Source organism: Humibacter ginsengisoli (assembly GCF_054780095.1).
The window spans coordinates 421,747-447,280 of sequence record NZ_BAAGWZ010000001.1 but is presented as its reverse complement, the minus strand read 5'-3'; the positions used below and the strand labels follow the sequence as shown (position 1 = coordinate 447,280).

General features: G+C 65.5%; 20 protein-coding genes. 3 read left to right on the top strand and 17 right to left on the bottom strand.

What is annotated here, in order from left to right:
• Window positions 1-4: 4 nt before the first annotated feature.
• From ACYVI5_RS01830 to ACYVI5_RS01780, 11 genes are all read right to left on the bottom strand, one after another.
• Window positions 5-637, bottom strand: a complete 633-nt coding sequence (locus tag ACYVI5_RS01830) for a bifunctional 4-hydroxy-2-oxoglutarate aldolase/2-dehydro-3-deoxy-phosphogluconate aldolase (RefSeq protein ID WP_460578744.1) — start codon at window positions 635-637, stop codon at window positions 5-7.
• Between the two features lie 67 nt (window positions 638-704).
• Complete coding sequence (locus ACYVI5_RS01825) at window positions 705-2,687, bottom strand: FUSC family protein (protein WP_460578743.1); 1,983 nt, start codon at window positions 2,685-2,687, stop codon at window positions 705-707.
• 24 nt (window positions 2,688-2,711) lie between these two features.
• Entirely contained in the window at window positions 2,712-4,019 is a 1,308-nt protein-coding gene (locus ACYVI5_RS01820; protein ID WP_460578742.1) for an acyltransferase family protein, read from the bottom strand.
• A gap of 59 nt (window positions 4,020-4,078) precedes the next feature.
• Window positions 4,079-7,075: an alpha-mannosidase gene (locus ACYVI5_RS01815; protein ID WP_460578741.1), complete on the bottom strand. Its 2,997-nt coding sequence runs from the start codon at window positions 7,073-7,075 to the stop codon at window positions 4,079-4,081.
• Window positions 7,065-7,388: a hypothetical protein gene (locus ACYVI5_RS01810; RefSeq protein ID WP_460532040.1), complete on the bottom strand. Its 324-nt coding sequence runs from the start codon at window positions 7,386-7,388 to the stop codon at window positions 7,065-7,067. Before ACYVI5_RS01810 ends, ACYVI5_RS01815 begins: the two co-directional genes overlap by 11 nt.
• Complete coding sequence (locus tag ACYVI5_RS01805) at window positions 7,385-8,386, bottom strand: ABC transporter ATP-binding protein (protein WP_460578740.1); 1,002 nt, start codon at window positions 8,384-8,386, stop codon at window positions 7,385-7,387. Before ACYVI5_RS01805 ends, ACYVI5_RS01810 begins: the two co-directional genes overlap by 4 nt.
• Entirely contained in the window at window positions 8,383-9,417 is a 1,035-nt protein-coding gene (locus tag ACYVI5_RS01800; protein ID WP_460578739.1) for an ABC transporter ATP-binding protein, read from the bottom strand. The genes ACYVI5_RS01805 and ACYVI5_RS01800 overlap by 4 nt, the downstream gene beginning before the upstream one ends.
• On the bottom strand, window positions 9,417-10,268 hold the full coding sequence (locus tag ACYVI5_RS01795) for an ABC transporter permease (RefSeq protein WP_460532031.1): 852 nt from the start codon (window positions 10,266-10,268) through the stop codon (window positions 9,417-9,419). The genes ACYVI5_RS01800 and ACYVI5_RS01795 overlap by 1 nt, the downstream gene beginning before the upstream one ends.
• A complete protein-coding gene (locus ACYVI5_RS01790; protein WP_460578738.1) occupies window positions 10,265-11,305 on the bottom strand; it encodes an ABC transporter permease in 1,041 nt (346 codons plus the stop codon). The genes ACYVI5_RS01795 and ACYVI5_RS01790 overlap by 4 nt, the downstream gene beginning before the upstream one ends.
• 149 nt (window positions 11,306-11,454) lie before the next feature.
• On the bottom strand, window positions 11,455-13,275 hold the full coding sequence (locus ACYVI5_RS01785; protein WP_460532025.1) for an ABC transporter substrate-binding protein: 1,821 nt from the start codon (window positions 13,273-13,275) through the stop codon (window positions 11,455-11,457).
• Window positions 13,276-13,534: 259 nt separating this feature from the next.
• Complete coding sequence (locus ACYVI5_RS01780) at window positions 13,535-15,340, bottom strand: periplasmic substrate-binding domain-containing protein (protein WP_460578737.1); 1,806 nt, start codon at window positions 15,338-15,340, stop codon at window positions 13,535-13,537.
• A gap of 251 nt (window positions 15,341-15,591) precedes the next feature.
• Between ACYVI5_RS01780 and ACYVI5_RS01775 the strand changes: the two genes are divergently transcribed.
• Window positions 15,592-16,572, top strand: coding sequence for a Gfo/Idh/MocA family protein (locus tag ACYVI5_RS01775; protein WP_460532020.1), 981 nt, complete (start codon window positions 15,592-15,594; stop codon window positions 16,570-16,572).
• A complete protein-coding gene (locus tag ACYVI5_RS01770) occupies window positions 16,569-17,591 on the top strand; it encodes a Gfo/Idh/MocA family protein (protein WP_460578736.1) in 1,023 nt (340 codons plus the stop codon). The genes ACYVI5_RS01775 and ACYVI5_RS01770 overlap by 4 nt, the downstream gene beginning before the upstream one ends.
• 18 nt (window positions 17,592-17,609) lie before the next feature.
• On the opposite strand, the gene ACYVI5_RS01765 is transcribed toward ACYVI5_RS01770, so the two are convergent.
• Window positions 17,610-18,917: an ROK family transcriptional regulator gene (locus ACYVI5_RS01765; RefSeq protein ID WP_460578735.1), complete on the bottom strand. Its 1,308-nt coding sequence runs from the start codon at window positions 18,915-18,917 to the stop codon at window positions 17,610-17,612.
• A gap of 253 nt (window positions 18,918-19,170) precedes the next feature.
• On the opposite strand from ACYVI5_RS01765, the gene ACYVI5_RS01760 reads away from it, so the two are divergent.
• Window positions 19,171-19,596: a hypothetical protein gene (locus ACYVI5_RS01760; protein ID WP_460578734.1), complete on the top strand. Its 426-nt coding sequence runs from the start codon at window positions 19,171-19,173 to the stop codon at window positions 19,594-19,596.
• Between the two features lie 208 nt (window positions 19,597-19,804).
• Here the strand turns inward: ACYVI5_RS01760 and ACYVI5_RS01755 are convergent, their stop codons facing one another.
• The 5 genes from ACYVI5_RS01755 to kdgD are packed head-to-tail and all read right to left on the bottom strand — an operon-like array spanning window position 19,805 to window position 25,526.
• Window positions 19,805-21,370, bottom strand: coding sequence for an aldehyde dehydrogenase (NADP(+)) (locus tag ACYVI5_RS01755; protein ID WP_460578733.1), 1,566 nt, complete (start codon window positions 21,368-21,370; stop codon window positions 19,805-19,807).
• Window positions 21,371-21,393: 23 nt separating this feature from the next.
• Window positions 21,394-22,197: an NAD-dependent epimerase/dehydratase family protein gene (locus ACYVI5_RS01750; RefSeq protein ID WP_460578732.1), complete on the bottom strand. Its 804-nt coding sequence runs from the start codon at window positions 22,195-22,197 to the stop codon at window positions 21,394-21,396.
• A complete protein-coding gene (locus ACYVI5_RS01745) occupies window positions 22,194-23,348 on the bottom strand; it encodes a hypothetical protein (protein ID WP_460578731.1) in 1,155 nt (384 codons plus the stop codon). The genes ACYVI5_RS01750 and ACYVI5_RS01745 overlap by 4 nt, the downstream gene beginning before the upstream one ends.
• 5 nt (window positions 23,349-23,353) lie before the next feature.
• Entirely contained in the window at window positions 23,354-24,592 is a 1,239-nt protein-coding gene (locus ACYVI5_RS01740) for an enolase-like domain-containing protein (protein ID WP_460578730.1), read from the bottom strand.
• Between the two features lie 4 nt (window positions 24,593-24,596).
• Complete coding sequence (gene kdgD / locus ACYVI5_RS01735) at window positions 24,597-25,526, bottom strand: 5-dehydro-4-deoxyglucarate dehydratase (RefSeq protein WP_460578729.1); 930 nt, start codon at window positions 25,524-25,526, stop codon at window positions 24,597-24,599.
• Window positions 25,527-25,534: the final 8 nt, after the last annotated feature.

Sequence of the window (25,534 nt, the reverse complement as noted above, 5' to 3'; positions counted from 1 at the left end):
GCCTCTACTCTCTCAGGTGCCGCACAGCATCCGCGAACGCCTCGGCGCGACGGCGGATGTCCGCCCAGTCCGATACGGCCAGCGATTCGGCCGGGACGACCGACGATCCCGCGGTGACGGCATACGCTCCGGCATCGAGGAACGAGCGCGCGTTCTCGGCGACGATGCCGCCCGAGGCGATGAGCCGCGCCATCGGCATCGGGCCCAGCAGGTGCTGAAAATGCTCTGGCCCGGCGGTCTGCGCGGGAAACACCTTCACCGCCCATACACCCTGGGCGAGGGCCTGCATGATCTCGCTGGGCGTGAACGCCCCCATCATCATGGGAACGGATGCCTGTGCCGCGATCTCCGCGACCGCGGGACTGAGCCCTGGGGTCACGATGAACTGCGCACCGGCATCCAGTGCGGCTCGAGCCTGCGCGGGAGTGAGCACGCTGCCCGCACCGATCAGGGCGCCTGTATCGCGTGCGGTGGCCCGCTCGATGTGCGCTTCGACGTTGGGCGTCGTGAAGGTGAACTCGACGGTGCGGATGCCCCCGGCGACGAGCGTGTCGGCGAGCGCCGCGGCATCCGGGATGACACTGGCCCGGATGAGTGCCATGGCGCGGTCGTCGCCGATGATGCCGATCGCCGCCATGAACGCCCTTTCGTGCTCTGCCGATTACTTCGCACAGTACCGCTCCCCTGCGACACGGCGGCGGCACCTACGACGCGAGAACGGACCTCGCCGCACCCACCTCATCGCTGATCGAGCGCAGCAGCTGGTCGGCCGGTAGCTCGATCGTCTCGGGCGGCCGGTCTGCCCGCACGGCGTCGGCGAGGTCGGTGAGGGCGTCGTGGAGCGTGCCGACGGCATCCTGGTTGGCGCGCAGCCGGGACTGCGCCGCGTGGATGGCCGTCGACGTCACCGCGTCGGTCACTCGTTCCAGCGCCACGATCTCCGGCCACCACGCGGCCGCCGCGGTGCTGATGGGTGGCGGTTCCGCGAGGGTCTGCTGCACGAGCGTGCGCAGGTCGGAGAGCCTTCGATACGTGGTGCGGCGCGCCGAGGACCTGTCGCGAGCGGCGGCAGGACGCTCCTCCTCGTCCGAAGGAAGCGGAGCGAGGGCCACCTTGAGGTACCCGGCGACGTCGGTGGCGACATCCGCCACCCGCCCGCTGAGCTGGCGCGAAGGCCGCCACGTCGATGGCCACGGCAGATAGCCCACCACGAGCACGATCGCACAGCCGATCAGCGTGTCGGCCACCCGGCTCACGATGAGTCCGGTGTCGCCGCTGTGCACGAGCTCGAGAAGGATGACGATCACCGGTGTGATGAACGTGGAGAACAGCCCGTAGTTGCGGCGGATGGCGATGGGCATCCCGCCCGCAAGCAGCGCGAGGGCCACGACCTGCGGCCACCCGGTGGGCAGGAGTTCCACGACGGCTGCACCGACGAGCACGCCCACCACCGTGCCTAGGCCGCGCTGTACCGCCCGGGCGAACACGGAGCCGAAGTCGGGCTTCATCACCACCGCGACAGTGAGCACGATCCAGTACGGACGCTCCAGCGGGAACAGCACGCTGACCGCCTCGGCGACCGCGACGCAGACCACGAGCCGCAGCACGGCGAACCAGGTCTCGCCGCCGCTGACCAGGTGATCGAGAGCCGTGCGCGCGCGCTGCCGCACCGTGACGCGCGGCAGGCCAACGGCATCCGGTCGCTGGATCGGCACGGTGGTCGTGATGGGACCGTCACCCTTCAGGAGCGAACCGGCCAGGCGCAGCGACGACGACAGCGCGGCGCGTCCGGCCGTGGACCGATCAGGAGGCGGCATGGTCGGTGGTGGCGCCTTCGGATCCTCGATGGATCTCGCGAGCGACCGAAGCGCATTCGGCAGCGGCGGCGGCAGCGTCTCGCCCTCTGCCGCGACCGTGGTCGCGGCCTCCACGATCGGGGTCGCCGCGTTGAGCTGCGTGACGAGCATGCGCCATTTCGGGTCGCGTCCGGCGAGCGTCGTACGGGCGGCGATCATGAGGTCGTATGCCTGGTTCATCGCGGTCGTCACGTCGCGTCGCGCGGCGTCGATGGCCGGGGTGCCGATGGCGTCGAGTTGCGCGGCGACGGCGGTGTAGACGGATGCCACGGCCGCCCGCTCCGGTGCCCGCGCGCGCCCCGTGATCGCGATCGCGATGCCGGTGAGGCCGAGTCGCCAGGCGGCGCCTACGAGCAGCGGGAGGGGCGCGATCCACAGCGGGCGCAGCCCGAAGTCGATGCCGCTGCCGACGATCACGTAGATGAGGAACTGCAGGGCGGCCTGCGAAGCGTTCGCGCTCACCACGCCGGCGATGCCCGACAGCACGGCCGCGGCGACCACGACGATCACCGTGGCGACGTCGTGGCCGAGGGCGAGGCATCCGGCGAGCAGTCCGATCGCGGCGGAGACGGCTGTGGTGAGGATGCGCCGCACGCGGTCGACCGCGGCGCCTCCGCGATCGGAGACCGACGTGATGAGCGCGCCGATCGACACGAGAACACCGAGCCCGAGGATCTTCGGGTCGCCGGGGAAGATGACCAGCGACACCCCGACCGGTACGGCGACCGCGATGGCCGTGAGCACCGCAAGATCCCAGGGCGCCGGGGCGGACTTCGGCCGCACCAGCTCGCGCACCCAGGAGCTGCTCGGGGCTCCGGGCGGTGTCGGCATGTGGTCGACGTTAGTCGTGTCGGCCTACGACACCAGCACCCGTTCCCGCGCCAGCCGCGTTCGGTGCTCGTCGAGTTCGGCGGCGACGGCGATGGGGCGCGTGACGGCGCCGACGGCGGCGGAGACGCGGCGTCCCGCCCACCCGGCGAGGTGCCGCGACGGCCGTTCGACGAGCACATACATGAGAATCGCCAGGGCGAAGCTGGTGCCGATCGCAAGGCCGGCGCCCAGGGGCCACTCCGATCCGGTGAAGTTGAGACCGAACAGCACCACGATCGGCGAGTGCACGAGGTAGAGGCTGAAGCTCACCTTGCCGAGCGCCGCGAACGGACGGGCCGCGAAGATGCGACCGGCGGCCGGCCAGAACGCGACGGCCGCGACGAGCAGCAGCGCGCCGGGCACGCGCATGGCCATCGCCACGTCATCGCCTGCCGTGCCGAAGAGCGGTCGCACGAACCAGTAGCAGATGGAGAGCAGAGGTCCGCCGACGAGGATGGCAGCGAACACGAACGTGAGCGCCCTGCTGCCCTGCCACCTGTCGACGAGGGCGCGAATGCGGTCGGCGTTGGCGCCCAGCAGTGCGCCGAGGGCGAAGGCGGGCAGGAACATCGCCGCCTCGATGTTCGCGAGATATCCGTAGACGCTGATCGCGATGAACAGCAGGCCCCACAGCACGGGGACGCGACGGCTGAACAGAGCGATCAACACGACGAGAGGAAGCAGCAGCGAGAACCACATCTCCCACGTCAGCGACCACAGCGGCGGATTGACCGACGGATGATTCGGGTCGACGATCAGCAGCGTCTCGGTCCAGAGGTTGTGAAAGCTGGTATCGGGATGCGCCTGCCTCGTCAGCCAGGACCCGTCGGATCCCTTCGATGGATGCGGGAACAGCGTGATGACGAAGTACGCCAGCACCATGGAGGCGACGACCGGTACGCCAAGCCGCAGAACACGTCGCGGGTAGTACGCGAACCAGTCGTACGCGCTGCGCCGCCTCCCGAACCCGGGGCGCCCCGAGAGCGGAGTGCGAGCATCCGCTCCGCTCCATGACTTCAGCGGCGCGAGCGCCAGCACGAACCCGCTGAGCACGAAGAACACGAGCACGAACTCCGGGCCGGCCACGAAGACCTTCAGCGGCGTCGCGACGAGCCACCACGCCGGCGCGAAGACGTCGAGGTCGCTCGCGCTGTCGTACCCGTTCGACACCGCCGGAATGGTCATCGACAGGTGGTGCAGCAGCACGATGCCGGCCGCCACACCCCGCAGACCGTCGAGCGAGCGGAGCCGGAGCTGAGGGTCGGAAACCGATGGTTCTGAAGCCGATCGCATCCACTCGACGGTACCGACGCAACCTAAGAACCCCCCGAATGCGGGTCAGGAGAGTGTCATCACGCCCTTCGAATGCGCAACGTGACGACCTGAAACGGCCGCACCGAGAGCATGCCCGTGCTCGCGTCGAAGCCGTCCGGCTCCTCGAGCGGCTGCTCCAGCAGGTCGGTCTGCACGACGGATGCCGCCTCGAAGCCGAGCCCGACACGCGCCGACGTGCGTCGCCCGAGCGCCTCGTACAGCCGCACGATCACGTCGCCGGAGCGGTCCTCGGCGAGCTTCACCGATTCGACGAGCACACCATCGCCGTCCACCGACACCAACGGCTCGATGGGAGCCGCGACCGCCCTGGGCGGGAGGTTGATGGCGTAGCCGGCGGCGATGGCATCCGCGATCTCCGCACCGACGGTGAGCGACGAGCGCACGAGGTGCTCCCCCTGGTCCGCCTCGGGATCCGGGAACAGCGGCGCGCGCAGCAGTGACTGCCGCACCAGGGTCATCGTTCCGCCGCCGAGTCGCTGGCGACGCGAGATGTCGTGACCGTAGGTCGAGTCGTTCGCGACGGCGACACCGAATCCGGGCTCGCCGACGTGCACCCAGCGGTGCGCCGAGGTCTCGAAGCGCGCGGCATCCCACGACGTGTTCTCGTGCGTGGGCCGGTACACGTGCCCGAACTGCACCTCGCTCGCTGCCCGATCCGCGCGCACATCGAGCGGGAATGCTAGCTTGAGCAGCTTCTGCCGTTCGTGCCAGTCCACCTGCGTCGTGATCTCGAGCGTTGCGGTGTCGGGCGCCAGGGTGAACTCCTGCTCGATCGTCGACTCCCCCACTGAACGCGTCACGCGCACTGCCGCCCGGCCGTCGTCGACCTCGAGCGAGACGACGGCGTCGAGCTCCTCCTCGTGCCTGCGGTAGTGCTCGTCGATGTCCCAGGCATCCCACAGGTTCGGGGTGTCGCGGAAGAGCTGCAACCCGGCGGACTCGCCGGGGGCGATCGCCTCGCGACCACTCGCGAGGTCGACGGCCGAGATCACGCGGCCACGGGCATCCAGGGTGAAGCGCGCCAGCGCGTTCTCGAGCACCACGACGTCGCCGTCGCGGCGGAGGGATGCCTGTGCCGCCGCATCCGGGATCCCCGCTCCCAGCGCGGGCACGCCGCGGACGGGCACGGGTGCCGCGTTGACCAGCGCTCCTCCATCGTCGCCCGCATCGTCGAGCGCCCTGAGCGCCCGTTCGATCAGCGCTTCCACCTGCTGCGCGACCACTGCGTAGTTGCGCTCCGCCTCGCGGTGCACCCACGCGATGGAGGAGCCGGGCAGGATGTCGTGGAACTGCTGCAGCAGCACGGTCTGCCACGCCGCATCCAGCTCGTCGTACGGGTACTCGGCTCCGGTGCGCACCGCCGCCGTCGTCGCCCACAGTTCCGCTTCGCGCAGCAGGTGCTCGCTGCGCCGGTTGCCCTGCTTCGTGCGCGCCTGCGACGTGTACGTTCCGCGGTGCAGCTCGAGGTAGAGCTCGCCCGACCACACCGGCGGATGCTCGTACTCGGCCTTGGCCCGCGCGAAGAAGTCCTCGGGTGTGCCGAGTTCGACGACAGGTGAGCCGTCGAGCGAGCGGGCCCTGCGTGCCGACGCGATCATCTCGCGCGTCGGTCCGCCGCCCCCGTCGCCCCAGCCATACAGCGCCAGCGACGAGTTCGCCGCGCCCTTCTCGGCGTACTGCCGGTCCGAGCGCGCGAGTTCGCGCGGCGACAGGTTGGAGTTGTAGGTGTCCATCGGCGGGAAGTGCGTGAACATCCGCGTGCCGTCGATGCCCTCCCAGAGGAACGTGTGGTGCGGGAAACGGTCGGTGTCGTTCCACGAGATCTTCTGCGTGACGAACTGCCGGATGCCCGCGCCCGCGAGCAGCTGCGGCAGCGCGCCCGTGTAGCCGAAGGAGTCGGGCAGCCAGCCGGTGACCGCCGGCTTGCCGAACTCCCGCTCGAAGAAGCCCTGGCCGGCAACGAACTGCCTCACCATCGCCTCGCCGCCAACCATGTTCGTGTCCGACTCCACCCACATGCCGCCGACCGGCACGAACCGGCCCTCCGCGACCCGCGCGCGGATGCGTTCGAACAGCTCCGGGTAGAACTGCTTCACCCACGCGTACTGCTGCGCAGACGAGCAGGCGAACACGAAGTCCGGATGCTCGTCCATCAGCGCCAGCACGTTGGAGAACGTTCGCGCGCACTTGCGGATCGTCTCCCGGGTGGGCCACAGCCAGGCCGAGTCGATGTGGGCGTGCCCCACGGCCGTGATGTGGTGCACGTTCGCGGCAGCCTCGTCGTGCAGCACCTCACCGAGCGCGTCGCGCCCCGCCTGGGCGGTTCCCGCGACGTCGTGCGGATCCATCACATCGCACATGCGCTCCAGTGCCCGCAGGATCCGCGCCGCCCGGTTGGATCCCGGAACGAGCTCGGCGTGCAGCCCCAACAGCGTGAAGACATCGCGTTCAAGCTCCCAGACGGTCACGTCGCGACGGGCGAGGGCGATGCTGCGCAGCCGGTAGATCGGCTCGGTACCGGCGGTCGCCTTGTCGCCCATCGGCGTTGCGCCCCAGCCCCACGAACCACCGATGTTCGGGTTCGATGCGGCCTCGACGTAGAGGTCGACCTCGTCACCCTCGATCGGCACGGCCGCGTTGAAGGGCTCGACCGCTTTCACGATGGTCCCGTCCGGCGCGTACACGAGACCCTCGGCCTGGAAGCCTGCACCATCGCCCTCAAATCCGAGGTCGACCACGAGCTCGACTTCAGAGGCGTCGGATGCCTCGCGCCAGGCATCCGGAACCCGCCCCTTCGCGTGGAACCACGTCGTGCCCCACGGCTTGCTCCACGGCTGCCCGAGCGCGAACGGCTCGAACGACTGCCCGACCGCCTCGGCGAACGGCACGGGTTCGTCCGGCACCTCCCAGGCCGTCAGCTCGACCGGAACGCGCTCCGGGTGGATCGCCGGGGCGATGCGTTCGCCGAGAAAGCGGTTGATGCGCTCGAGAACGAGGCGCGAATCATCGTGCACTGTTGTGCTCCCCTTTGGTCTTGGCTGAGTCGAACGCCGTTCCAGGCGCCACCCGTGTGCCGGTTCTCTTCGCGGCAGTCGAGAAGTCCTCGGCGCTGCCTCCGGGTTGTGCTTCGCGGGGGCGATCCCTCTCATCGTGCCCGCCGAATCGAAGGTAGAGCCCAGCCACGATCGTCAGAGCGATACTCGCGAGGATCGCCAGGTTGTCGCCCATGACGCTCGCCGAGGTGGTCGCGATGAAGCGGCACAGCACGCACAGAATGATCATCGCGATGCCGATGCGCATCAGCGCCTTGGCCGCGAGCCGGGTCATGCTGCTTCTCCTTTGTCGAGTTCGACATGGAGCAGCGGAGGAACCTCGTCGGCGTAGTGACAGGCCGCCGAGTGTCCGCTCCCCTGATCGACGAGCTCAGGACGGTCGGTGCGGCATCGCGCCCGTGCGAGCGGGCAGCGGTTCGCGAAGACGCACCCGGTTTCGGCGGGCGCACCGATCAGCCTGGCCGCCTCGTCGCCCTGGGCACGCTCGCGAGCCAGCACCGGGTCGGGGATCGGGATCGCCTCCAGCAACATGTGCGTGTAGGGATGCTTCGGTGCCGTGATCACCTCCTCCGTCGGACCCTCCTCCACGATGTAGCCGAAGAACATCACGGCGATCCGGCCACCCTGCGCGAAGTATCGCACGACACCGAAGTCGTGGCTGATGAACACGAACGCGATGTTCTGGTCCTTCTTGAACGAAAGCAGCAGGTCGAGAATGGCCACCCGCATCGACACGTCGAGCATCGACGTCACCTCGTCCGCGACGATGAGGTCAGGCTGCAAGGCGATAGACCTCGCGATCGAAGCTCGTTGTCGCTGCCCGCCCGAGAGCTGGTGAGGATAACGCTGCAGGAATTCCTTCGTGGCATCGAGGCCGACCGAACGCAACAGCGCGATCATCTTCTGCTGCACGTCACGGCCTGTTGCCAAGCCATGCTTGAGCATGCCAGGTGCGAGAGCGGAGCCGATGGTCAAGCCAGGGTTCAGGGAACCGTACGGGTCCTGATGGATCATCTGAACCTTGCGTCGCCAAGCCTTCTTCTGACGCCCCCTCAGGTTGGCGATGTCGTTGCCGTCGAAGGCGATCACTCCCCCGGTCGGCGAGTAGAGACCGGCGATCATTCGTCCGAGCGTGGTCTTGCCGCAGCCCGACTCACCTACGATCGCGACGACTTCGCCGCGATCGACGCGCAGGCTGACGTCTTTGAGAACCGGGCGCCCGGACCCCGATGCGTACGTGTGCGTTACGTTCCGAATATCCAGCATGCTCATCGTGCAAGCACCTCCAAACTCCGATTGGTGACATGGCACGCCACGAGGTGCCCCTTCCCGTCATCGATCAACGGCGGCTCGATCACCCGGCATTCGGCTTCGGCGAGCCTGCAGCGGGGAGCGAAGCGGCAGCCGGCCGGCGGATCCGCGAGCGACGGGACCGAGCCGCCGATCGGCTGAACCTTGAGTCCGGTATTGAGCACGCTGGGGATGGCATCGATGAGCGCGGCGACATACGGATGCCGACGTCCACGGCGCGCGAATATCTCGTCCACCGTGCCCGACTCGACCAGCTTTCCCGCATACATCACCGCGATGCGAGTGGCGAGCTCGGCGACGACCGCAAGATCGTGTGTGACGAACAGTACCGTGGTCCCGAGTTCGGCATGCAGGTCCTTGAGGATGTCGATCACGAGGCGCTGATTGAGCACGTCGAGGGCTGTGGTGGGCTCGTCGAGGATCACGAGTTCCGGTTGCAGCAGCAGCGCAACGGCGATCGCGACCCGCTGCTTCATGCCGCCCGACAACTGGCTTTCATACGAACGCCAGATCCGCTCGGGGGGAAGTTGCACGAGGTCCATCAGGTGCTCGAAGTAGGCCCGGCCGTCGGACTTGCGCGGGTAGACATCCGGATGGGCCTCGAGGATGTGCTCGACCTGAGCGCCGATGGTGAGGACGGGATTGAAGGCGTTCATCGCGCCCTGGAACACCATGGAGATATCGCGCGCACGAAGCCGGTCGAACTCGTGTTTGGACAGTTTGACGACGTCGCTGCCCTTGAAACGCACGGCACCGTTCGTGACGCGCCCCGGGGAGGGGACGATGCCCAGGAGGGCATACCCCAGCGTGGACTTGCCGCAGCCGGACTCGCCCACGAGCGCGACGATCTCGCCCCTCGGGATGCTCAGGCTCACGTCGTCTACTGCCTTCACGGATCCCGGGCCCTCCCCGAATCCGACGACAAGGTGCTCGACCTCGATCAGCGGCGGCTCGTCCGCGGCGGTCGATTCGTTGATCAGTGGAATAGACATCATTGGACTCGCAGTCTCGGGTTGAACACGCTGTCGAGTGCGCGGGAGAAGAACACGAAGGCGACCTGCAGCACCACGATCGCCACCATCGGCGAGAAGAGATACAGCGCGCTTCCCGGGGTGTACAGGGCGCCCTGCGACATGGCCAGATTGATCATGATTCCCCAGTTGGTGCCCGAGATCGGAGCGATCCCGAGCAGGAAGAGGCCGACCTGCGCATAGATCGCGCCGGTGATGCCGAGGAGGAAGTGGATCGCCACGTACGGCCCGACGTTCGGCAGCAGCTGCCTGCCGACGACGTTGCCGAGGCCGAGGCCCTGCACTTTCGCTGCCTCGATGAAATCGCTCGACCGCAGTGAGAGCGCTTGGGACCGAATCGCTCGAGCAAGCCCCGGCCAAGCCGTGACGGAAAGGATCAGGGCGAGCACGAACGGATTGGTCGTGTGCACGATCGCGGCGATGATGATGATCAACGGCAGGCCCGGAATGGTGAGGAAGACGTCGGTGACGCGCATGATCACCGAGTCGGCGAAACCTCCCACGTAGCCCGACACCAGACCCACGACGACACCGACCACGATGGTGATGATCGCCGAGACGACGCCCACGATCATGATCGGCCGGCATCCGACGATGATCTGAGCGAGAACGTCTTGACCTAGCGCGTCTGTTCCGAGCGGATGCTGCAGCGACGCGCCGGCGTACGCCGCCGCAGCGTTCTGCGAGGAGCTGATATGCACCAGCATGGGCCCGAAGATGGCCATAAGCACATAGATCAGAACGATGATGCCGCCGACGAGTGCGGGCTTGTCGTTCTTCAAGATGCGCCAGAGATCGCTCCAGAACCTCATAGGTCACCTCCCTGGGTCGCGATAGCGACGGTCTCGGTTGTCGTACCGACGCCAGGCGGCGCCACTTTGCGTCGTGATGGCCAGGCGATGCGCGGATCGATCAGCGGATATAGCAGGTCCACCAAGAAGTTCGAGACGACCACGGCGACAGTGATCAGGACGAAGCAGCCCATCATCAGCGAGTAGTCGCGAGAGTCGACGGACTGGATCATGTAGTAGCCGATTCCGGGGTATTGGAAGTAGGTCTCGACGAAGACCGAGCCCCCGAACATGAATCCGACGGCCAGCGCGAGTTGCGTGATCATCGGCAGCATGGAATTCCGACCTATATATGAGCGGCTGATGACCTGGTTGGAAAGACCTCGTGCTTCGGCCGCTCTCACGTACTCCGAGCCGAGCACGGAGACCGCGGACCCCTTCATCGCGAGTGCCCAGCCGCCGAACGCAGTAAGAATCGACGCCAGGATCGGCAGGAACGCGTGATAGGCGACCGAGACGATGAAGTCCCAGTTGAAACCCGGAGTGACATCCACTCCATAGGCGCCGTTGCTGGGGAAGATGCGCCATATTCCGGTGAAGAAGTAGAGCAGCACAATAGCCACCAGATAACTGGGCACGGCGCCCATAACGGAGACGATGAACGTCCAGACCTTGGCGAACACGCTCCCCGGATGAATGGCCATCCTGTTGCCGATATACACGCCGATCACGAAGCTGATCAGTAGTGACACCGCGACGACGAGGATGGTCCACGGGAGTGCCTGACCGATGACGGCGACCACGGTAGTTCCCGGGTTCGTGATCGGCCGACCGAGGTTACCCCGCAGGATGTTCACGAGGTAGTCGATGTACTGGGTCCACAGCGGCGCCTTGGGCGTCAGACCATAGATGGTCTGCACACGCTGTTGGATCTCTTGTTCCGTCATTCCCCCTTGCACGCGCAATTGCGCTTCGAGGGCGGACATCGGATTTCCTGGCATCAGCCTCACCATGAAGAACGACAGCGTGAGCACCACGAAGATGATCACTAGCGACATGGAAAGGCGCTTCAGGACATAGGACACCATTGTTGTTCCCATCAGATGCGAGCCGGCAGCGGCTCATGTCCATTGGATGACGAGTCGTGACCGGAGACTCCGGTCACGACTCGTCATCGTTATATCGGGCGCGTCCGTGCGGACCGCAATCACTTCGGCTGGATGTATCCGTTCTCCATCGCGTAGACCACTCCGGCGCTCTGGTTGTTTCCGATGATGTCCCAATACGACGAGGTGCCGTTGGAACCGACCTTCGGCCAGTTGGTGTAATGCGAATCCGAGAACGAGAACTGATAGACCTTGGTGGCGTACCAGATGTACGGCACCTGCTTGTTCACCAACTGCGCCCAAGACCAGGTCAACTCATTCATCTTGCTGCCAGGCCCGACGGTTCGTGACTGGTTGAAGATCGTCGTCGCCACATCGACATTGCCCAGCCCCGGAACGTCGGCCGTCGGCCCGAATCCCATTCCCTTCTTGCCCGCGTAGTTCCCCGAGGTCTGGAAGTTCTGGTCATGCAGCATCGCAGAGAGGGAGAGGAGCGGGGTGGCTCCGCTTGGGAAGTAACCGGCGATCTGGAAGTTGCCGTTCATCTCGTCAGCGGACAGCTGCGCACCCGAGGTCGCATTGACATCCGACTTGATGCCGAACTCGGTCAACGCCTTCGCCGCCGACGTGAAGGAAGTCACGATGTCGGACGTGTTGGAGTTCGCCTCGAAAGTGAGGGTGAACTGGTCGCCCTTCGGTGTGTACCACTGGCCGTTCTTCTTCGTAAATCCGGCACCGGTGAGGAGTTTCGCAGCCGCGGAGGTATCGGTGTTGTACTTGTTCAGCTTCGACAGCTCGCTCTTGGTGAGGTAGGTCGAGTTCTGCTGCGGGGACAGCCCCGTGATGTACTGCTGCCATACGCCACCCGCGCCCTTCGCGGACCCGTACGCAGCCTCGGTCATCTGCTGGCGGGGAATCGCGTAGGCGAGCGCCTGCCGAACGGGGGTGAGGTTCAGCGGGTACTGCTGGTTGTTGAACGCCAGCGCGAATCCGAAGGCTTGCGGCAATGCCAGGTTCGAGCCCGCCGTCGAATTCCAGCGCTTGAGCAGCGGCGGCGCCAGATAGACGTTGGAGAAGTCTGCGTTGCCCGAGAACAGCTGCGGGTAGATCTCCTGATTCGAACCGTTGCCATAGGTGATCGACGGTACGTGGATCTTGTCGGCGAGCCAGTACGTGTTCGACTTGACGAGCTTGGCTTCCGATCCCGTCACGCCCTGGAGCTTGAACGGCCCATCACCTGGCACTTTGCTCGGGCTGAGCGCGGCCAGTTGCTTGAACACAGCGTTGTTACGCGTGTACTCGGGCATGGTCACGGCCTTCGCGGGATCCGTGTTATACACCGCGTAGTACGCCGGAACGTCCTTCTCGACCTGCGGTGTCACGAACGACCCGTAAACGCTGGCCGGGTACACGACCGTATTCGCCAGGATGTCGTTCTCGGCCAACGCCACAGGCTCACCCTGACGCAGCGTGAACGCGACTGTGGAGTCGTCGACGATCTTCACGCCTGTGATGTCATTCCACGCCGCGGCCCCGTTCAGACCGTTGAGCAGCACCGTGTCGTAGACATCCTTCGACGTGACCGGAGTCCCGTCCTGCCACTTCGCCTTCTTCTCAAGGTTGACCGTGAGAGTTTGACCCGAGACCTTCCAGGACGACGCGAGTTGCGGCGCGTATTCCGTGATCGAAGGGAACTTCTGTATAGCGAGCCGCTGAAACACGAAGTCGCTGAACGCGGTGGCGTCGGTGTTGACGTTCCACGGGTTGATCGAGAACGTCGCGGTCGGCCAGGAGCAGCACGGCTGATACGAGAGCGAGGCCGCGCTGGCGTTGCTGCCGCTGCTTGCGCTCGCAGCGCCGCCATCCGGATTCGCCGCCGTGCACCCGGCAAGCGCGAGCGCCACCGTGCCTGAAATGCCCACAGAAGCCAGCCAGGCGCGTCGCCTTCGCCTTCGCGGGACTCGATCGCTCGGCCCTCGTTCGGCCCTGCGGGGGCGGAACATCGTTGCGAGTTGCTCCGCCCACCATGAAGTCGGCTGTGCCATTGATCCTCCTCGATCCAAGACAGGTTGAACACTGTCCGCCGATCCCCCCGATGGGGTACGTCGGCCGGGTGTGCTCACCCTATTAATAAATGCACTCGATGAAAAGACTTGTCAGAAACTTGTACCCCGGTGGTACTCAACCGGGCAGGATGTATCCGTTCTCCATCGCGTATACGACGCCCGCTTGCTGGTTGTTGCCGATCAGGTTCCACATGGCCGATGTGCCGTCGGAACCCACTTCTGGCCAGTTCGTGTAGTGCGATGTCGAGAAAGAGATCTGACGCACCTTCGTGGCGTACCAGAGGTACGGAACGTCGCGGTTCACGAGCTGCGCCCATGACCAAGTCAGTTCGTTCATCTTGCTTCCGGGTCCGACATTGCGTGACTGTCCATAGATCGTCGTCGCCACGTCCACGTTGCCCTGACCCGGGACATCCGCTGTCGGCCCGAACCCGATGCCGCGTTTGCCGGCGTAGTTGCCCGAGGTCTGGAAGTTGTTGTCATGCAGCATGGCCGAGAGCGTCTGGAGCGGGGTGACGCCATTCGGGAAGAAGGCCGCCACCTGGAAGTTGCCGTTCTGCTCGTCAGCAGTCATCTGGGCGCCGGACGTGGCGTTGACGTCAGACTTGATTCCGAACGCTGTGAGTGCTTTCGCGGCCGATGTGAACGACGTCACGATGTCCGAGGTGTCCGACTGCACCTCGAACGACAGCGTGAACTGCTGCCCCTTCGGGGTGTACCACTGACCACCGCGCTGCGTGAACCCGGCGCCGGTGAGCAGCTTGCTCGCTTTGGCGGTGTTCAGTGCGTATGGGTTCAGGCTCGAGAGCTGCTTCTTGGTCAAGAAGGTCTCGTTCTGCTGCGGAGTCAACCCGGTCATGTATTGCTGCCAGACGCCTCCAGCGCCCGAGCCTGTTCCGTAGGCGGCTTCGACCATCGTCTTGCGCGGCAGCGCATAGGCGATCGCCTGCCGCACAGCCGTGAGATTCAGCGGGTATAGCGCGTTGTTGAAGCCGATGACGAAACCGTTCGCCTGGGGCGTCGCGAGCTTCGCCCCGGGCGTCGTCTTCCACCGTTGGAGCACGTTCGGAGGCATCGTGGCGTTGGAATAGTCGACGTTGCTCGAGAGCAATTGCGGGTAGATCTCCGCGTTAGAAGCGTGGGTGAGTGTGATTCCGGGAACCCGGATCTTGTCGGCCAGCCAGAAGCCATCCCACTTGACGAGCTTGGACTGCGGCCCGTTCGTGCCCTCGAGCTTGAACGGCCCGTCACCCATCATCCGGCTCGGGTTCACCGCCGCCAGCTGCTTGAAGGTGGCGTTGTTCCGTCCGTATTCCGGCATAGTCACGGCCTTAGCGGGATCAGAGTCATACACCGCGTAATACGCCGGGACATCCTTCTCCAGTTGCGGTGTGACGAACAAGCCGTACACGCTCGAGGGATACACGATCGTGTTGGCGAGGATGTCGTTCTCGGCAAGCGCCACCGGTTGGCCGGGGCGCAACTGGAAGGCGACGGTCTCTTCGTTCACGATCTTCAGCCCCGTGATGTCGTTCCACACCGAGGACCCGTTCAAGCCGTTCAGCAGAACGGTGTCGTACAGGTCTTTGCTGGTGACCCTGGTGCCGTCCTGCCACTTCGCCTGCTTCTGGAGATTGACCGTCAGGCTTCCCCCTGATGCGGACCATGACGCGGCCAACTGCGGTGCATAGTCGGTGAGGGAGGGGTACTTCTGCACAGCGAGCCGCAGATAGACGAAGTCGCTGATCGTCGCGGCGTTCGTGCTCCATGGGTTGTACGAGACAGTGGGCCCAGGAGCGCAGCACACTGTGTACTTCAGCGGCGAGGCACTTGCGCCGGTATGCGTCGCGGTGGTGTCCGGTCCACTCGCGGTACACCCCGCTAACGCCATCGCCGCGGACGCCATGATCGCCAGTCCCACGAGCCTTCCGCGCCTACCGTGAACGATGCGTCTCGGTGACCGACGGTCCGACAAGAACACCCTTCCGAACCGCTTCGCTCGTGTCGTAGCCCCAGCCATCGTCGGCCTCCCTCGGTCAAGCGACGGGTTGCGTCCGCGCCTGCGCCCGAAACCCGAACCTGATCGCGTGACCCATCCTCTGCTTTAGTAAATATGCTATAAGAATTAAAACAATCTGACCACCCTCAAGGTCGAAGGGACGAAATCTCGTCATGTCATCTCCACTTCGTGTGGCCGCATTGAGCTTCTGGCATGTCCATGCCGGCGACTATGCGAGGTCTGCGCAGAACCATCCAGGGACGGAGCTCGTGGCCGTCTGGGACGACGACCCGGATCGAGGCCGAGCCGGCGCGGAGCAATTCGGCGTCGAGTTCGTGCCCGATCTCGACGCGTTGCTCGCTCGCGACGACATCGACGCGGTGACGATCACAACCTCGACAGTGGATCACCGCGACGTGATTCTCAAGGCGGCCGCCGCCGGCAAGCACGTCTTCACGGAAAAGCTTCTGGCTCCCACCGTCGCTGAGGCGACGGAGCTCATCCGCGCGTGTGACGACAACGGAGTAGCACTCATCGTGTCGCTCCCAAGGCTCTATCACGGTTATACGCAGACGGTGAAAGAAGTCCTTGCGAGCGGCGTGCTCGGCAAGATCACGTATGCACGAGTGCGGCTGTCACACGACGGCGCCGTAGCGAACTGGTTGCCCGACCGGTTCTACGACGCAGCCGAAGCGATCGGCGGTGCGCTCACCGACCTCGGATGTCACCCGGTTTACCTCACCCAGCTGTTCCTCGGTGCCGCTCCGGCAACGATCTCCTCGACGTATGCATACGCGACCGGCCGGGCAGTGGAGGACAACGCCGTCGTGAGCGTCACATATGACGACGGCGCCATCGGTGTCGTCGAGGCAGGCCTCGTATCAAGCAATCCGTTCGTCATCGAGATCGGGGGCTTCGATGGATGGCTGAGCTACACGGCATATAACGACCACCTGGAGCTGGCGCTGGGCGGCGACCGGGTTGAGCGAATACCCGTTGCCGAGGACCTTCCAGGCGCCTTCGACCAGTGGGTCGAACACATCGCGAACGGAACCCGTGCCGATGACAATCTCGCCCGCGCCGTCGAACTCACCAGGTTCGTCGCTGCGGCCAACCACGCAGCAGAGACAGGAAACACGGAGGACTACTCATGATCAAGGTCGGGCTCATCGGCGGCGGCGGAATCGCTTCTGCCCATATTCACGGCTACCAGATGCACAGCGACAAGATCGCCGTCGCCGCGGTCACCGACGCGGTCGAGGAGACTGCGAGGCGACGAGGTGACGAACTCGGTGTCCCGTGGTTCACCGACTACCGGCAGATGATCGCCGATCCGACGCTGGCCCTGGATGCAGTGGATATCTGCCTACCGCACCACCTCCACGCCGAGGCCATCATCGCGGCCGCGAATGCAGGGCTCAATGTGCTGTGCGAGAAGCCGCTCTGTCTCACCGCTGACGAAGCACGCCGCGTCAACGACGTGGTGAAATCCAATGGCGTGACACTGATGTGCGCACATAACCAGCTCTTCATGCCCGCTGTGGCCAAGGCCAAGCAGCTCTTGGAGGACGGGACCATCGGCACCGTGTACGAGGTGCGTACCACGGACTCGTTCTACAACGATTTCGATCCGGCCAACATGGGATGGCGAGCGCACGCGAGCACCTCGGGCGGCGGTGAGCTGATCGACACGGGCTACCATCCCAGCTACCTGCTACTCCACTTGGCGGGCGGAAAACCAGTCGAGGCTACCGCGATGCTGTCGACGCATCGGCTGAAGTTCATGGAGGGCGAGGACTCCGCGCAGGTTCTGATTCGGTTCGACAATGGTGTGGTCGGACAGATGGTCACCAGCTGGGCGTATCAGCCTGCCACGTCCACCGAGCGGTTCTCTGCGGTCGGAGAGTTCGGCGCACTCACCAGCGACGGCACGACCGTCAGTTATCGTCTGCGCACCGGCGAGGAGGAGTCTTTCACCTTCGAACCCGTTGAGACCATCCCGGCGGAGATCGGCCATTTCGCCGATTGCCTCACCACGGGCACGCGTCCTCCGCATACGGAAGACGAGGGCATCCAGGTTCTCGGCATGCTCCTCGCCGCGTACGAGAGCGCGAGGGAGAAGACGGTCGCGCCAGTGCTGGATGTGCTCGCCCGGGTTCCAAGCACGTTGTGAAGCCAGTTCGCCGGCCCGTCATCGCGCCGCGGTGACGGGCCGGCGAATGAGCATGTCCTGTGGTTTGGGAGACAGAGTGTCATCGAGCACGAGACATGCCGCACCACGCGCCGCAACGGCTTCTCCGGCTGAGGATATGACGAACTCGATGTCGTGAGGGACGGATGCACGCACCGACGCCCGTACACGTCCCGGCAGGACCTCCAGAAGCACCTGCCCGATCGGTGCAATGAACGGGCCGCCGAAGACGACTCGGTCCACATCGAGCAAGTTCACCAGCCGCACGATGGCGTCGGCGATTCCGTCGAACATCAAGGTGAAGAGTCCCTTCGCTCGAGGATCGTCGCGCAACATCATCAGGTCGGCGAGCGCGCTGCGCAGTTCCGTGATGGCCATTCCCGACGCGTCCCCGTTGACGAGCTCCGAGGGATCCCCCGGCAACAGGCCGTGAATGATCGCCTGTCCTATCAGGAACGGGGCTCTGAGCGCGTCACCCACCGGCCACGTGGTCGGATGGCTGACGCCGTCGAATCGCATAGTGTCCAGCCAGCCGATCCCGCCCGCATTGCCGGAGCTCCCACGAATCGCTTCACCGCCGATCGCGAGTCCGGCACCCACGCCAGTGCCTGCATAGAAGAACACGATGTCGTCGCTGGCTCCGGTGGAATCGAGCCAGAGCTCGGCGATCACGGCGGCGGTCACATCCTTTTCCAGCAGCACGGGCATCCCGAGCCGATCGGAAAGCACTGAGCGCACCGGAACGTTGCGCCACCCCGGCAAGAGCGGGGGGTCCAGTACGATCCCGTGGGTGACGTCGATGGGCCCTGGTGCGGCCACGCCCGCTCCTAGCACTCGTCCCGGCTCGATCCGCTGCTTCTTCAACATCGCGGGAATGGCGGCGGCAATGCGCTCGACGGTCTCTTCGGCTCGCGCCGTCGACGCGGTCAGAAGCTCGCGTCGAGCGACGACCTCTCCGGCAAGATCCAGCAGCACCAGCGTGACCACCGATGGATCGAGATGGATACCGATCGCGAAGCGCGCCCGCGGGGCGAGCCGCAGAATCGTACGTGGCTTTCCGACGCCGTTCACCCGTGTGCCGTCCTCGACCACGAGGCCCTCGTCCATGAGCCGGCGCACGATGTTGGTGACGGTCTGGGCCGAAAGCCCGGTGTTCTTCGCCACCTCGATACGGCTGACGCCGTCGACGGCATGGCGAACGGCGTCGAGAATTACCGCGTAGTTGTAACCCCCGACGGCAGGAAGGTTGCTTCCTGCGCGCATAAACGAGCCCGCCTCACCCACGTCGGCCGCGCGACGCGTTCGCATGACACTATCTCAGTCCTTGAGGTCGCATCCTTGCCCGGCATGGACCACGCCCCATAACTTACCCACGACGCTACGTCAATGCGCACCATCGTGAACCGGACGTCTTGTCCCGGATCGCGACTGAGGCCTGTCCGCCGTTCGCGGGCGCGCCACAGCACCTGCACCGTGGACAGATAGGGTGTCATGGGCTCCGTCCGGGGCTCGATGCATCCATCGGCGGTCCGGTGGGGGGAAGGACACTGTGGAGAACACCTTGCACATCAGAAAGCGCGTCGCGACGATCGCCGTCGCCGTCGTACTCGTGGGCGGTGCGCTCAGCGGCTGCAGCGCAGTGAGCGGCCTCAGCAAGGCGGCCGGATGTGCCGAGCTCGCCAAGGCGGGCAACACGCTGAGCTCCGCCGCGAGCGGCGCGATGACCGAGGCCACGAGCGACCCGAAGAGTGCAGCCGCCAAGCTGGACTCCGCCGCGGACAAGTTCGACGCCACCGTGCAGAAGATCACGGATGCCGGTGTCAAGGAGAAGGCGCAGGCCATGTCGACCGCGTACAAGAAGTTCACCACCGACTTCAAGGCGTACGCGGACGACCCGGCGAACGGCGACCCGGCATCCATCACGTCCGACGCATCCGCGATCTCCGACGCAGCGACAGCGGTGGGCAAGGTGTGCGGCGGCAAGTAAGCAGGAGCGCGCACCTCAGGCTGACCACGCCTCATCAGACACACCGCACTCCGAGGACCAGATGACGAAGGGCCGCCCGGGCAGCTAGCCGGCGGCCCTTGCACTGCCCACTTGACAAAACTCGGCACGTATCTGCCGATGGGGACGTTGAGCGCGTCCGGGGCCGCACCTATTGCCTGTGTGACCTCGATCGTATTGCCCCGGGCTCTCACTGCGACGCCGGCGACGGCGAGCGCGTCGCGCCACCGGCCGGCGGAAGGCTGATCGCGGTCGCTTCGCCGGCGAGATCCGCAGGTATCCCGTCGCATTGGTGCACACCGTCGATGCGTCTGACGATTCTCCATGGGTTGTCGTCCTGCAGCGGCGGGGGCAGGAGCGATCCGGGTACGTCCTGATAGGCGACCGGGCGCAAGAAGCGCGCTATGGCAGCGGTTCCTACGGACGTCGTGGCGGGTGCGGTGGTGGCCGGGAAAGGCCCGCCGTGCTGCTGCGCGTAAGTAACGCTGACCCCGGTCGGCCAGCCGTTGTACAGAACCCGGCCGGTCTTGCTCGATAAAGTTCGTAACAGTTTCGCGGCATCGTCGGTGTCCGCGTCGGCGTGCATGGTTGCGGTGAGTTGACCGCCGATCCGTTCGGCGAGTTGCAGCAGCTGCGCGGATGTCTCGTACTCGACAATCACGCTCGCCGGACCGAATAGCTCGTGTTCCAACAGCTCCGGTTCAGCAAGAACCGTGGTCGCGCTGGTGATCAGCACCGTCGTACCGGGCGCAGTCTCAGCTCCGGGCGACCTGGCGATCACCTCAACGCCGTCGGCGTTTTCAAGTTCAGCCAGTGAGCGTTCGAACGACGCTCGTAGCGACGCGGAGAGCATCGGATGCGACGGCACAGGTGAGGCGTCGAGCAGTCCTCTCGTGATCTGGTCGCGGTCGCCAGCGGGGGCTATGAGGTAGCCCGGTTTCGTGCAGAACTGGCCCATACCGATCGTGATGGACTCGACGAAGCCGGCGAGGATCGATTCGCGTCGAGCCGCCCATGCGTCGGGCATGACGAAGACCGGATTGGTGCTCCCGAGTTCGCCATAGAACGGGATGGGCTCGACGCGGCCCGCGGCAAGTGCCGCGAGGGCGAGCCCGCCGCGAGTGGACCCGGTGAATCCGACCGCCTTTACAAGCGGATGCGTAACCAGCGCAGGGCCGTCGTCGTAGCTCTCGATCAGGGAGAACAGTCCGGATGGTGCGCCGGCATTGTCGAGAGCATCCACGGCAAGTCGGGTTGTCATGCGTGCGAGACGGGGGTGGGCGGGGTGCGCCTTGTGCACGACCGCGCAGCCGGCGGCTAGGGCGGAGGCGGTGTCGCCTCCGAGCACGCTGAACGCGAGAGGGAAGTTTGATGCACCGAAAACGCAGACCACACCGACCGGTTCGCCGACGCGTCGGATGTCGGGGCGAGGCCCCATGGCCCATCCGGGGTCCGCATGGTCGATCGTGGCCGCGAGCGGCTCACCCGTGGCGGCGTACACGCCGAGCAGTCTCAGCTGGAAGGCAGTTCGAACGAGCTCTGACCGCAGGCGGCTGGTCGGCAAGCTCGTTTCATTGTGCGCGAGCGCCACGAGTTCCTCAGCGTGCGTCTCGAGTGCGGTCGCGAGCGCGTCCAGCCAGGTCGCTCGGATCGCGGGACTGAGGTCACGGGCAGCCGAGAACGCAGCATCGGCGGCTGTGACGGCGTATTCGACCGATCTGTGAACAGTGTTGCGGGTGAGTTCAAACTCGATCATTCGTTGCGCGAGCCCTTCGCGGATCAGATCCAGGGGCTTCCCGGCGGGAACCGGTCGGTTGCGAGCGGTCCGCCGAGAAACTGGCTAGCCGAAAGCACCTGCTCGGCGTCCGCTCGAAGCTGGTCGGAAGCGCACATCTCGGCGTCGTCGAGTGGGAAGTAGCCGATCTCGTGGCCCGGTTCGAGGTCGAACCACCGCCTCGAGTTGTTCGAGACGCCCCAGATGACACGGTGACCCGGCTGGTCGAACGTGAGGCATGCCTCGACGATTCGTGAGGCGTCGTCGGCGGACAACCAGGTGGCGAGCATCCGTGGTTCACGCACCGTAGTGCCGAAGGTTCCGATGCGCACAGACGTGATCGACATCTCATAGCGGTCGGCGTAGAGGCTGCCGAGCGCTTCGATCGCAGCCTTGCTTACTCCGTAGTACGAATCAGGACGCGGAGGGGGCGCAGGTACATCGCGGGCGTGACCGGGCGCGAGGAAGCCAACGGCGTGGATTGAGCTGGCGAGCAAGATGCGAGGAACGTTTGCGATGCGGGCGGCTTCCAACAGCTGCTGGGTACCGCTTACGTTGACGGACATCAGTTCGGACCAGGACTGCTCCTTGCTGTGTCCACCCAGATGGACGATGAGATCGACGCCTTCGCAGGCTTTTGCTGCGACGGCCGATTCGGCGAAAGATCCGACCACGACTTGCTCGCCATCGGCCGGACTCGCGGGCTCGACAGTATCCAGGAGTCGTAGGGTTCGCCCGGGCCTGGCGAGTCGGGGGCGGAGGGCGCTGCCGATCATTCCGGTCGCCCCGGTCAGCAGCAGTGTCGTCACCGGCGCCGCCCCGAGAAGGAGCTGCGCTCGAAGGCAGCGGTCATCGTGTCGATTCTGCCCTGAGAAGCCAGGCCGTAGTGGTATCCGTGCACGCTGCTGATGCCAGCGCCGCTGAGGGCAGCGAGTCTGTCATCGATGGTCGCGCTGAAGTCCTCCGTGAGGAGGCTGACGTAGGCCGCGATCGCGGCGGGAGCCAGACGCGCGAGCGCGGCCGCCCGCATCGCATCGTCCTGCCAGTCTCCGAAGCAAGGCAGGAGCCAACGGTCGACCCCGTCGATGCTGCCGAGAGGCGTGATCGTTGCGCCTGTAGTCCACGGGTCGGGATCTGCGAAGACCGTGACATCACGTGCGCCGGCTGCTCTGGCGTGACTCACGACCTCACGTAACAACTCATCGTCGGCTGCTGCCCGCGCCGGCGGCACGACCGACGACAATCTGGCCCGAAGCCTGGCAGCCGCCTCCGCGTCAGCGAGGGCGTCAGCGATTTCGGAGCGCATAGCGGCGGGTTCGATGCCGGCCCGCGTATAGAGCTTCTCGCAGGGCGTGCAGAAGCAAATTGAAAGCAGAGCCTGTTGCGCCCGCGACCAGTCGGCTCCGGCGGTCTTCTCGTGGGCGGAGCCGTGCTCGAACCCCAGCTGGCCGGCCGCCTCGAGCACGATCTCCTCGACTTGGCCCAGCAAGACGATCTCGGTGACGAGCGTGGCGGCGTACTCGCGCACCTCGGGCCGTGCGGGACAGAGGGCGTACGAGAAACGGTCACCGAACGCGTTCCGCACGGTGTGCTCCCCGAAACGGCTTTCGAACGAGCACGAATGCGTGAGCACAGACCAGGCGGCCACTCGAAGCCCCGCCTGCGCCAGCGCTTCACGCGCACGCACGAAGCTGTCTGCCCCGGCCCACGCCTCAGCGCTTTGCGGAACGAGCTCGTGCCCTTCCCATACGTGGGCTCGAATCGCAACGTACGCGGCGCCGTGCGGGGCTTCGACGATCTTGTGCCGGGGATGATGCGGTGTAGCCGCGCGAACGGCGTGGTACGAGGCCGCCAACGCCACTCTGGTCACACCGGCGTCAACGAGCCGCGCCGCCGCATCCGGGTCGCCGTTGACGTCCCAGGGGTACAGGTGAGCGGTGATCTTTTCCGATGAGGTCACATGCATCAGAATCTCGGGAGAGCGGGGTCGTAGTGCGCGTCGACGCGCCGCATGTAGGCGGTGTCGTCTCGCGTGGTGCGTCCGGAACTGAGGTAGAGATCGTGGAGTTCCGCCACCTTGCCCTCGTCGACATCGACGCCCAGTCCAGGCGACGTCGGGACCGCCAGCGCGCCATCCTCGAACTCGAAGCTTCCCGGCACGACGACATCATCCGCGCAATTCCAGGGGTAGTGCGTGTCGCAGGCGTAGTCGAGGTTCGGTGTTGCTGCTGCCAGATGCGTCATAGCTGCGAGGCTGATGCCGAGGTGGGAGTTCGAGTGCATCGAAAGTCCGAGGCCGAAGCTGTCGCAGAGCTTGGCGAGTTCGCGCGACCTGCGCAGACCGCCCCAGTAGTGGTGGTCTGCGAGCACGATCTGGACGGCGCCGGCCTCCAAGGCCGGCCGGATCGTATCGAAGGAGGTCACTGCCATGTTCGTCGCAATCGGAAGACCGCCCCGTTTCGCGACGATCGCCAGGTTGTCCAGACCGAGCGTGGGGTCCTCTAGATACTCGAGCTCACCGGCGAGTTCCCGGGCGACGCTCAGCGATGTCTCGACCGTCCAGCCTCCGTTCGGGTCGATGCGCAGCGGATATCCGGGAAAAGCTTTGGCAAGTTCCCGGATCGCCTCGATCTCGACTGCAGGCGGAAAGACCCCTGCTTTGAGTTTGATCGACTGAAAACCATATTGCTTAGTCAGGATGCGCGCCTGGGAAACGATGCCCTGCGGGTCAAGTGCCGCACCCCAGGCATCCGTCTCGACGTTCCCGTCAACGTCTGGGTGACCGGCCCATTTGAAGAACAGGTAGGCGCTGTAGGGCACGCTGTGCCGCACCCTACCGCCGAGCAGTTCGGCGACCGATACTCCCGCGAGTTTGCCCTGCGCGTCGTGACAGGCGACTTCGATGATGGCGAAGGTTCCTGCGATGTCCCGGGCGGACCGCGTTCCGGTGCGGAGCCGTCTCGCGATCGCTTGCTCGATGGCGCCCAGTTCGAACGGACTCCGGCCGACGACACACTCGCGTACCTCGTTCAGAGCGGCGAGAACGGATGCTTCACCCGAGCCTTCGCCCCAGCCGACGACGCTGTCGTCGACGACGATCTTGACCAAGCAGCGCAGCGCCAGCGGCTCATGCACACCCCACGAGTTGAGCAGAGGCGGGTCCCGAAAAGCCAGAGGGATGACGGTGAATTCGGTGATCTGCACGGGTTCAACCTCTCGATGCGTGGATGCCGTCGACGAGGGCGTCAAGCTCGCCTTGTTCCGACGTGGTCAGATCTCGCAGCGGTGGTCGCACCGCGCCGGCGTCGCGTCCGATGGCACGCAGCCCCGCCTTGATGATCGAGACCGCGTAGCCACCAGCGCGGTCACGGATCTCCGTGAGCGGGATCACGAACGCGTTCAACCTGCGGTAGACCTCCTCACGGTCGGCACGCAGTACCGCGTCGTAGAAGTCGAGGGCGAACTCGGGGACGAAGTTGAAGATGGCGGAGGAGTAGGTCGTGAATCCGAGTTGCAGCAGCGGCAGCGCGAATGTCTCCGCGGTGGGCAGCCCGCCGATGTAGATCAGCCGGTCGCCGAGGCGCGCAAAGGTGCGAGTCATCTTCTCGATGTCGCCGACGCCGTCTTTGACCGCGATCAACCTGGGATTGCGTTCGGCGAGCCTCTCCAGGGTTCGATCACTGAGAACGCCGTTGGCTCGGCTGTAGACGACAACCCCAAGATCAGTGGCAGCGCAGACGGCGTCGATCCGGGCTGCGAGGCCATCTTGTCCCGCCTCGGTCAGATAAGGCGGGAAGAGCAGGATGCCCGCCGCACCCGCCTCCTGCGCTGCCCGCGCATGAGCAACGGCCTGCGCCGTGGCGCCCATCGCCGGAGCCATCACGGGGACGGCTGTCCCCACCTCGCTCACGGCGATCCGAACCACCTCATCGAGCTCTGCGCCGGTCAGCGAGAAACCCTCGCCGGTGCCGCCGGCGGCGAAAAGCCCGGCGATCGGGTAGCCGACCTGCCATGCCAGGTGATCGCGGTAACGCGACTCATCGAGCCGGAGGTCGGGGTCGAAGGGTGTCACCGGAAAAGACAGCAGTCCAGAACCGAGTTGGCGGGCGAGGTCTGCAGGAGACCAAGGTGCGGGCATGTGCATCC

What these genes read in the sequence shown, in the direction of transcription:
- ACYVI5_RS01830 (WP_460578744.1), bottom strand. Translation starts at nt 637, where the DNA reads ATGGCGGCGATCGGCATCATCGGCGACGACCGCGCCATGGCACTCATC.
- ACYVI5_RS01825 (WP_460578743.1), bottom strand. Translation starts at nt 2,687, where the DNA reads ATGCCGACACCGCCCGGAGCCCCGAGCAGCTCCTGGGTGCGCGAGCTG.
- ACYVI5_RS01820 (WP_460578742.1), bottom strand. Translation starts at nt 4,019, where the DNA reads ATGCGATCGGCTTCAGAACCATCGGTTTCCGACCCTCAGCTCCGGCTC.
- ACYVI5_RS01810 (WP_460532040.1), bottom strand. Translation starts at nt 7,388, where the DNA reads ATGACCCGGCTCGCGGCCAAGGCGCTGATGCGCATCGGCATCGCGATG.
- ACYVI5_RS01805 (WP_460578740.1), bottom strand. Translation starts at nt 8,386, where the DNA reads ATGAGCATGCTGGATATTCGGAACGTAACGCACACGTACGCATCGGGG.
- ACYVI5_RS01800 (WP_460578739.1), bottom strand. Translation starts at nt 9,417, where the DNA reads ATGTCTATTCCACTGATCAACGAATCGACCGCCGCGGACGAGCCGCCG.
- ACYVI5_RS01795 (WP_460532031.1), bottom strand. Translation starts at nt 10,268, where the DNA reads ATGAGGTTCTGGAGCGATCTCTGGCGCATCTTGAAGAACGACAAGCCC.
- ACYVI5_RS01790 (WP_460578738.1), bottom strand. Translation starts at nt 11,305, where the DNA reads ATGTCGCTAGTGATCATCTTCGTGGTGCTCACGCTGTCGTTCTTCATG.
- ACYVI5_RS01775 (WP_460532020.1), top strand. Translation starts at nt 15,592, where the DNA reads ATGTCATCTCCACTTCGTGTGGCCGCATTGAGCTTCTGGCATGTCCAT.
- ACYVI5_RS01770 (WP_460578736.1), top strand. Translation starts at nt 16,569, where the DNA reads ATGATCAAGGTCGGGCTCATCGGCGGCGGCGGAATCGCTTCTGCCCAT.
- ACYVI5_RS01765 (WP_460578735.1), bottom strand. Translation starts at nt 18,917, where the DNA reads ATGCGAACGCGTCGCGCGGCCGACGTGGGTGAGGCGGGCTCGTTTATG.
- ACYVI5_RS01755 (WP_460578733.1), bottom strand. Translation starts at nt 21,370, where the DNA reads ATGATCGAGTTTGAACTCACCCGCAACACTGTTCACAGATCGGTCGAA.
- kdgD (WP_460578729.1), bottom strand. Translation starts at nt 25,526, where the DNA reads ATGCCCGCACCTTGGTCTCCTGCAGACCTCGCCCGCCAACTCGGTTCT.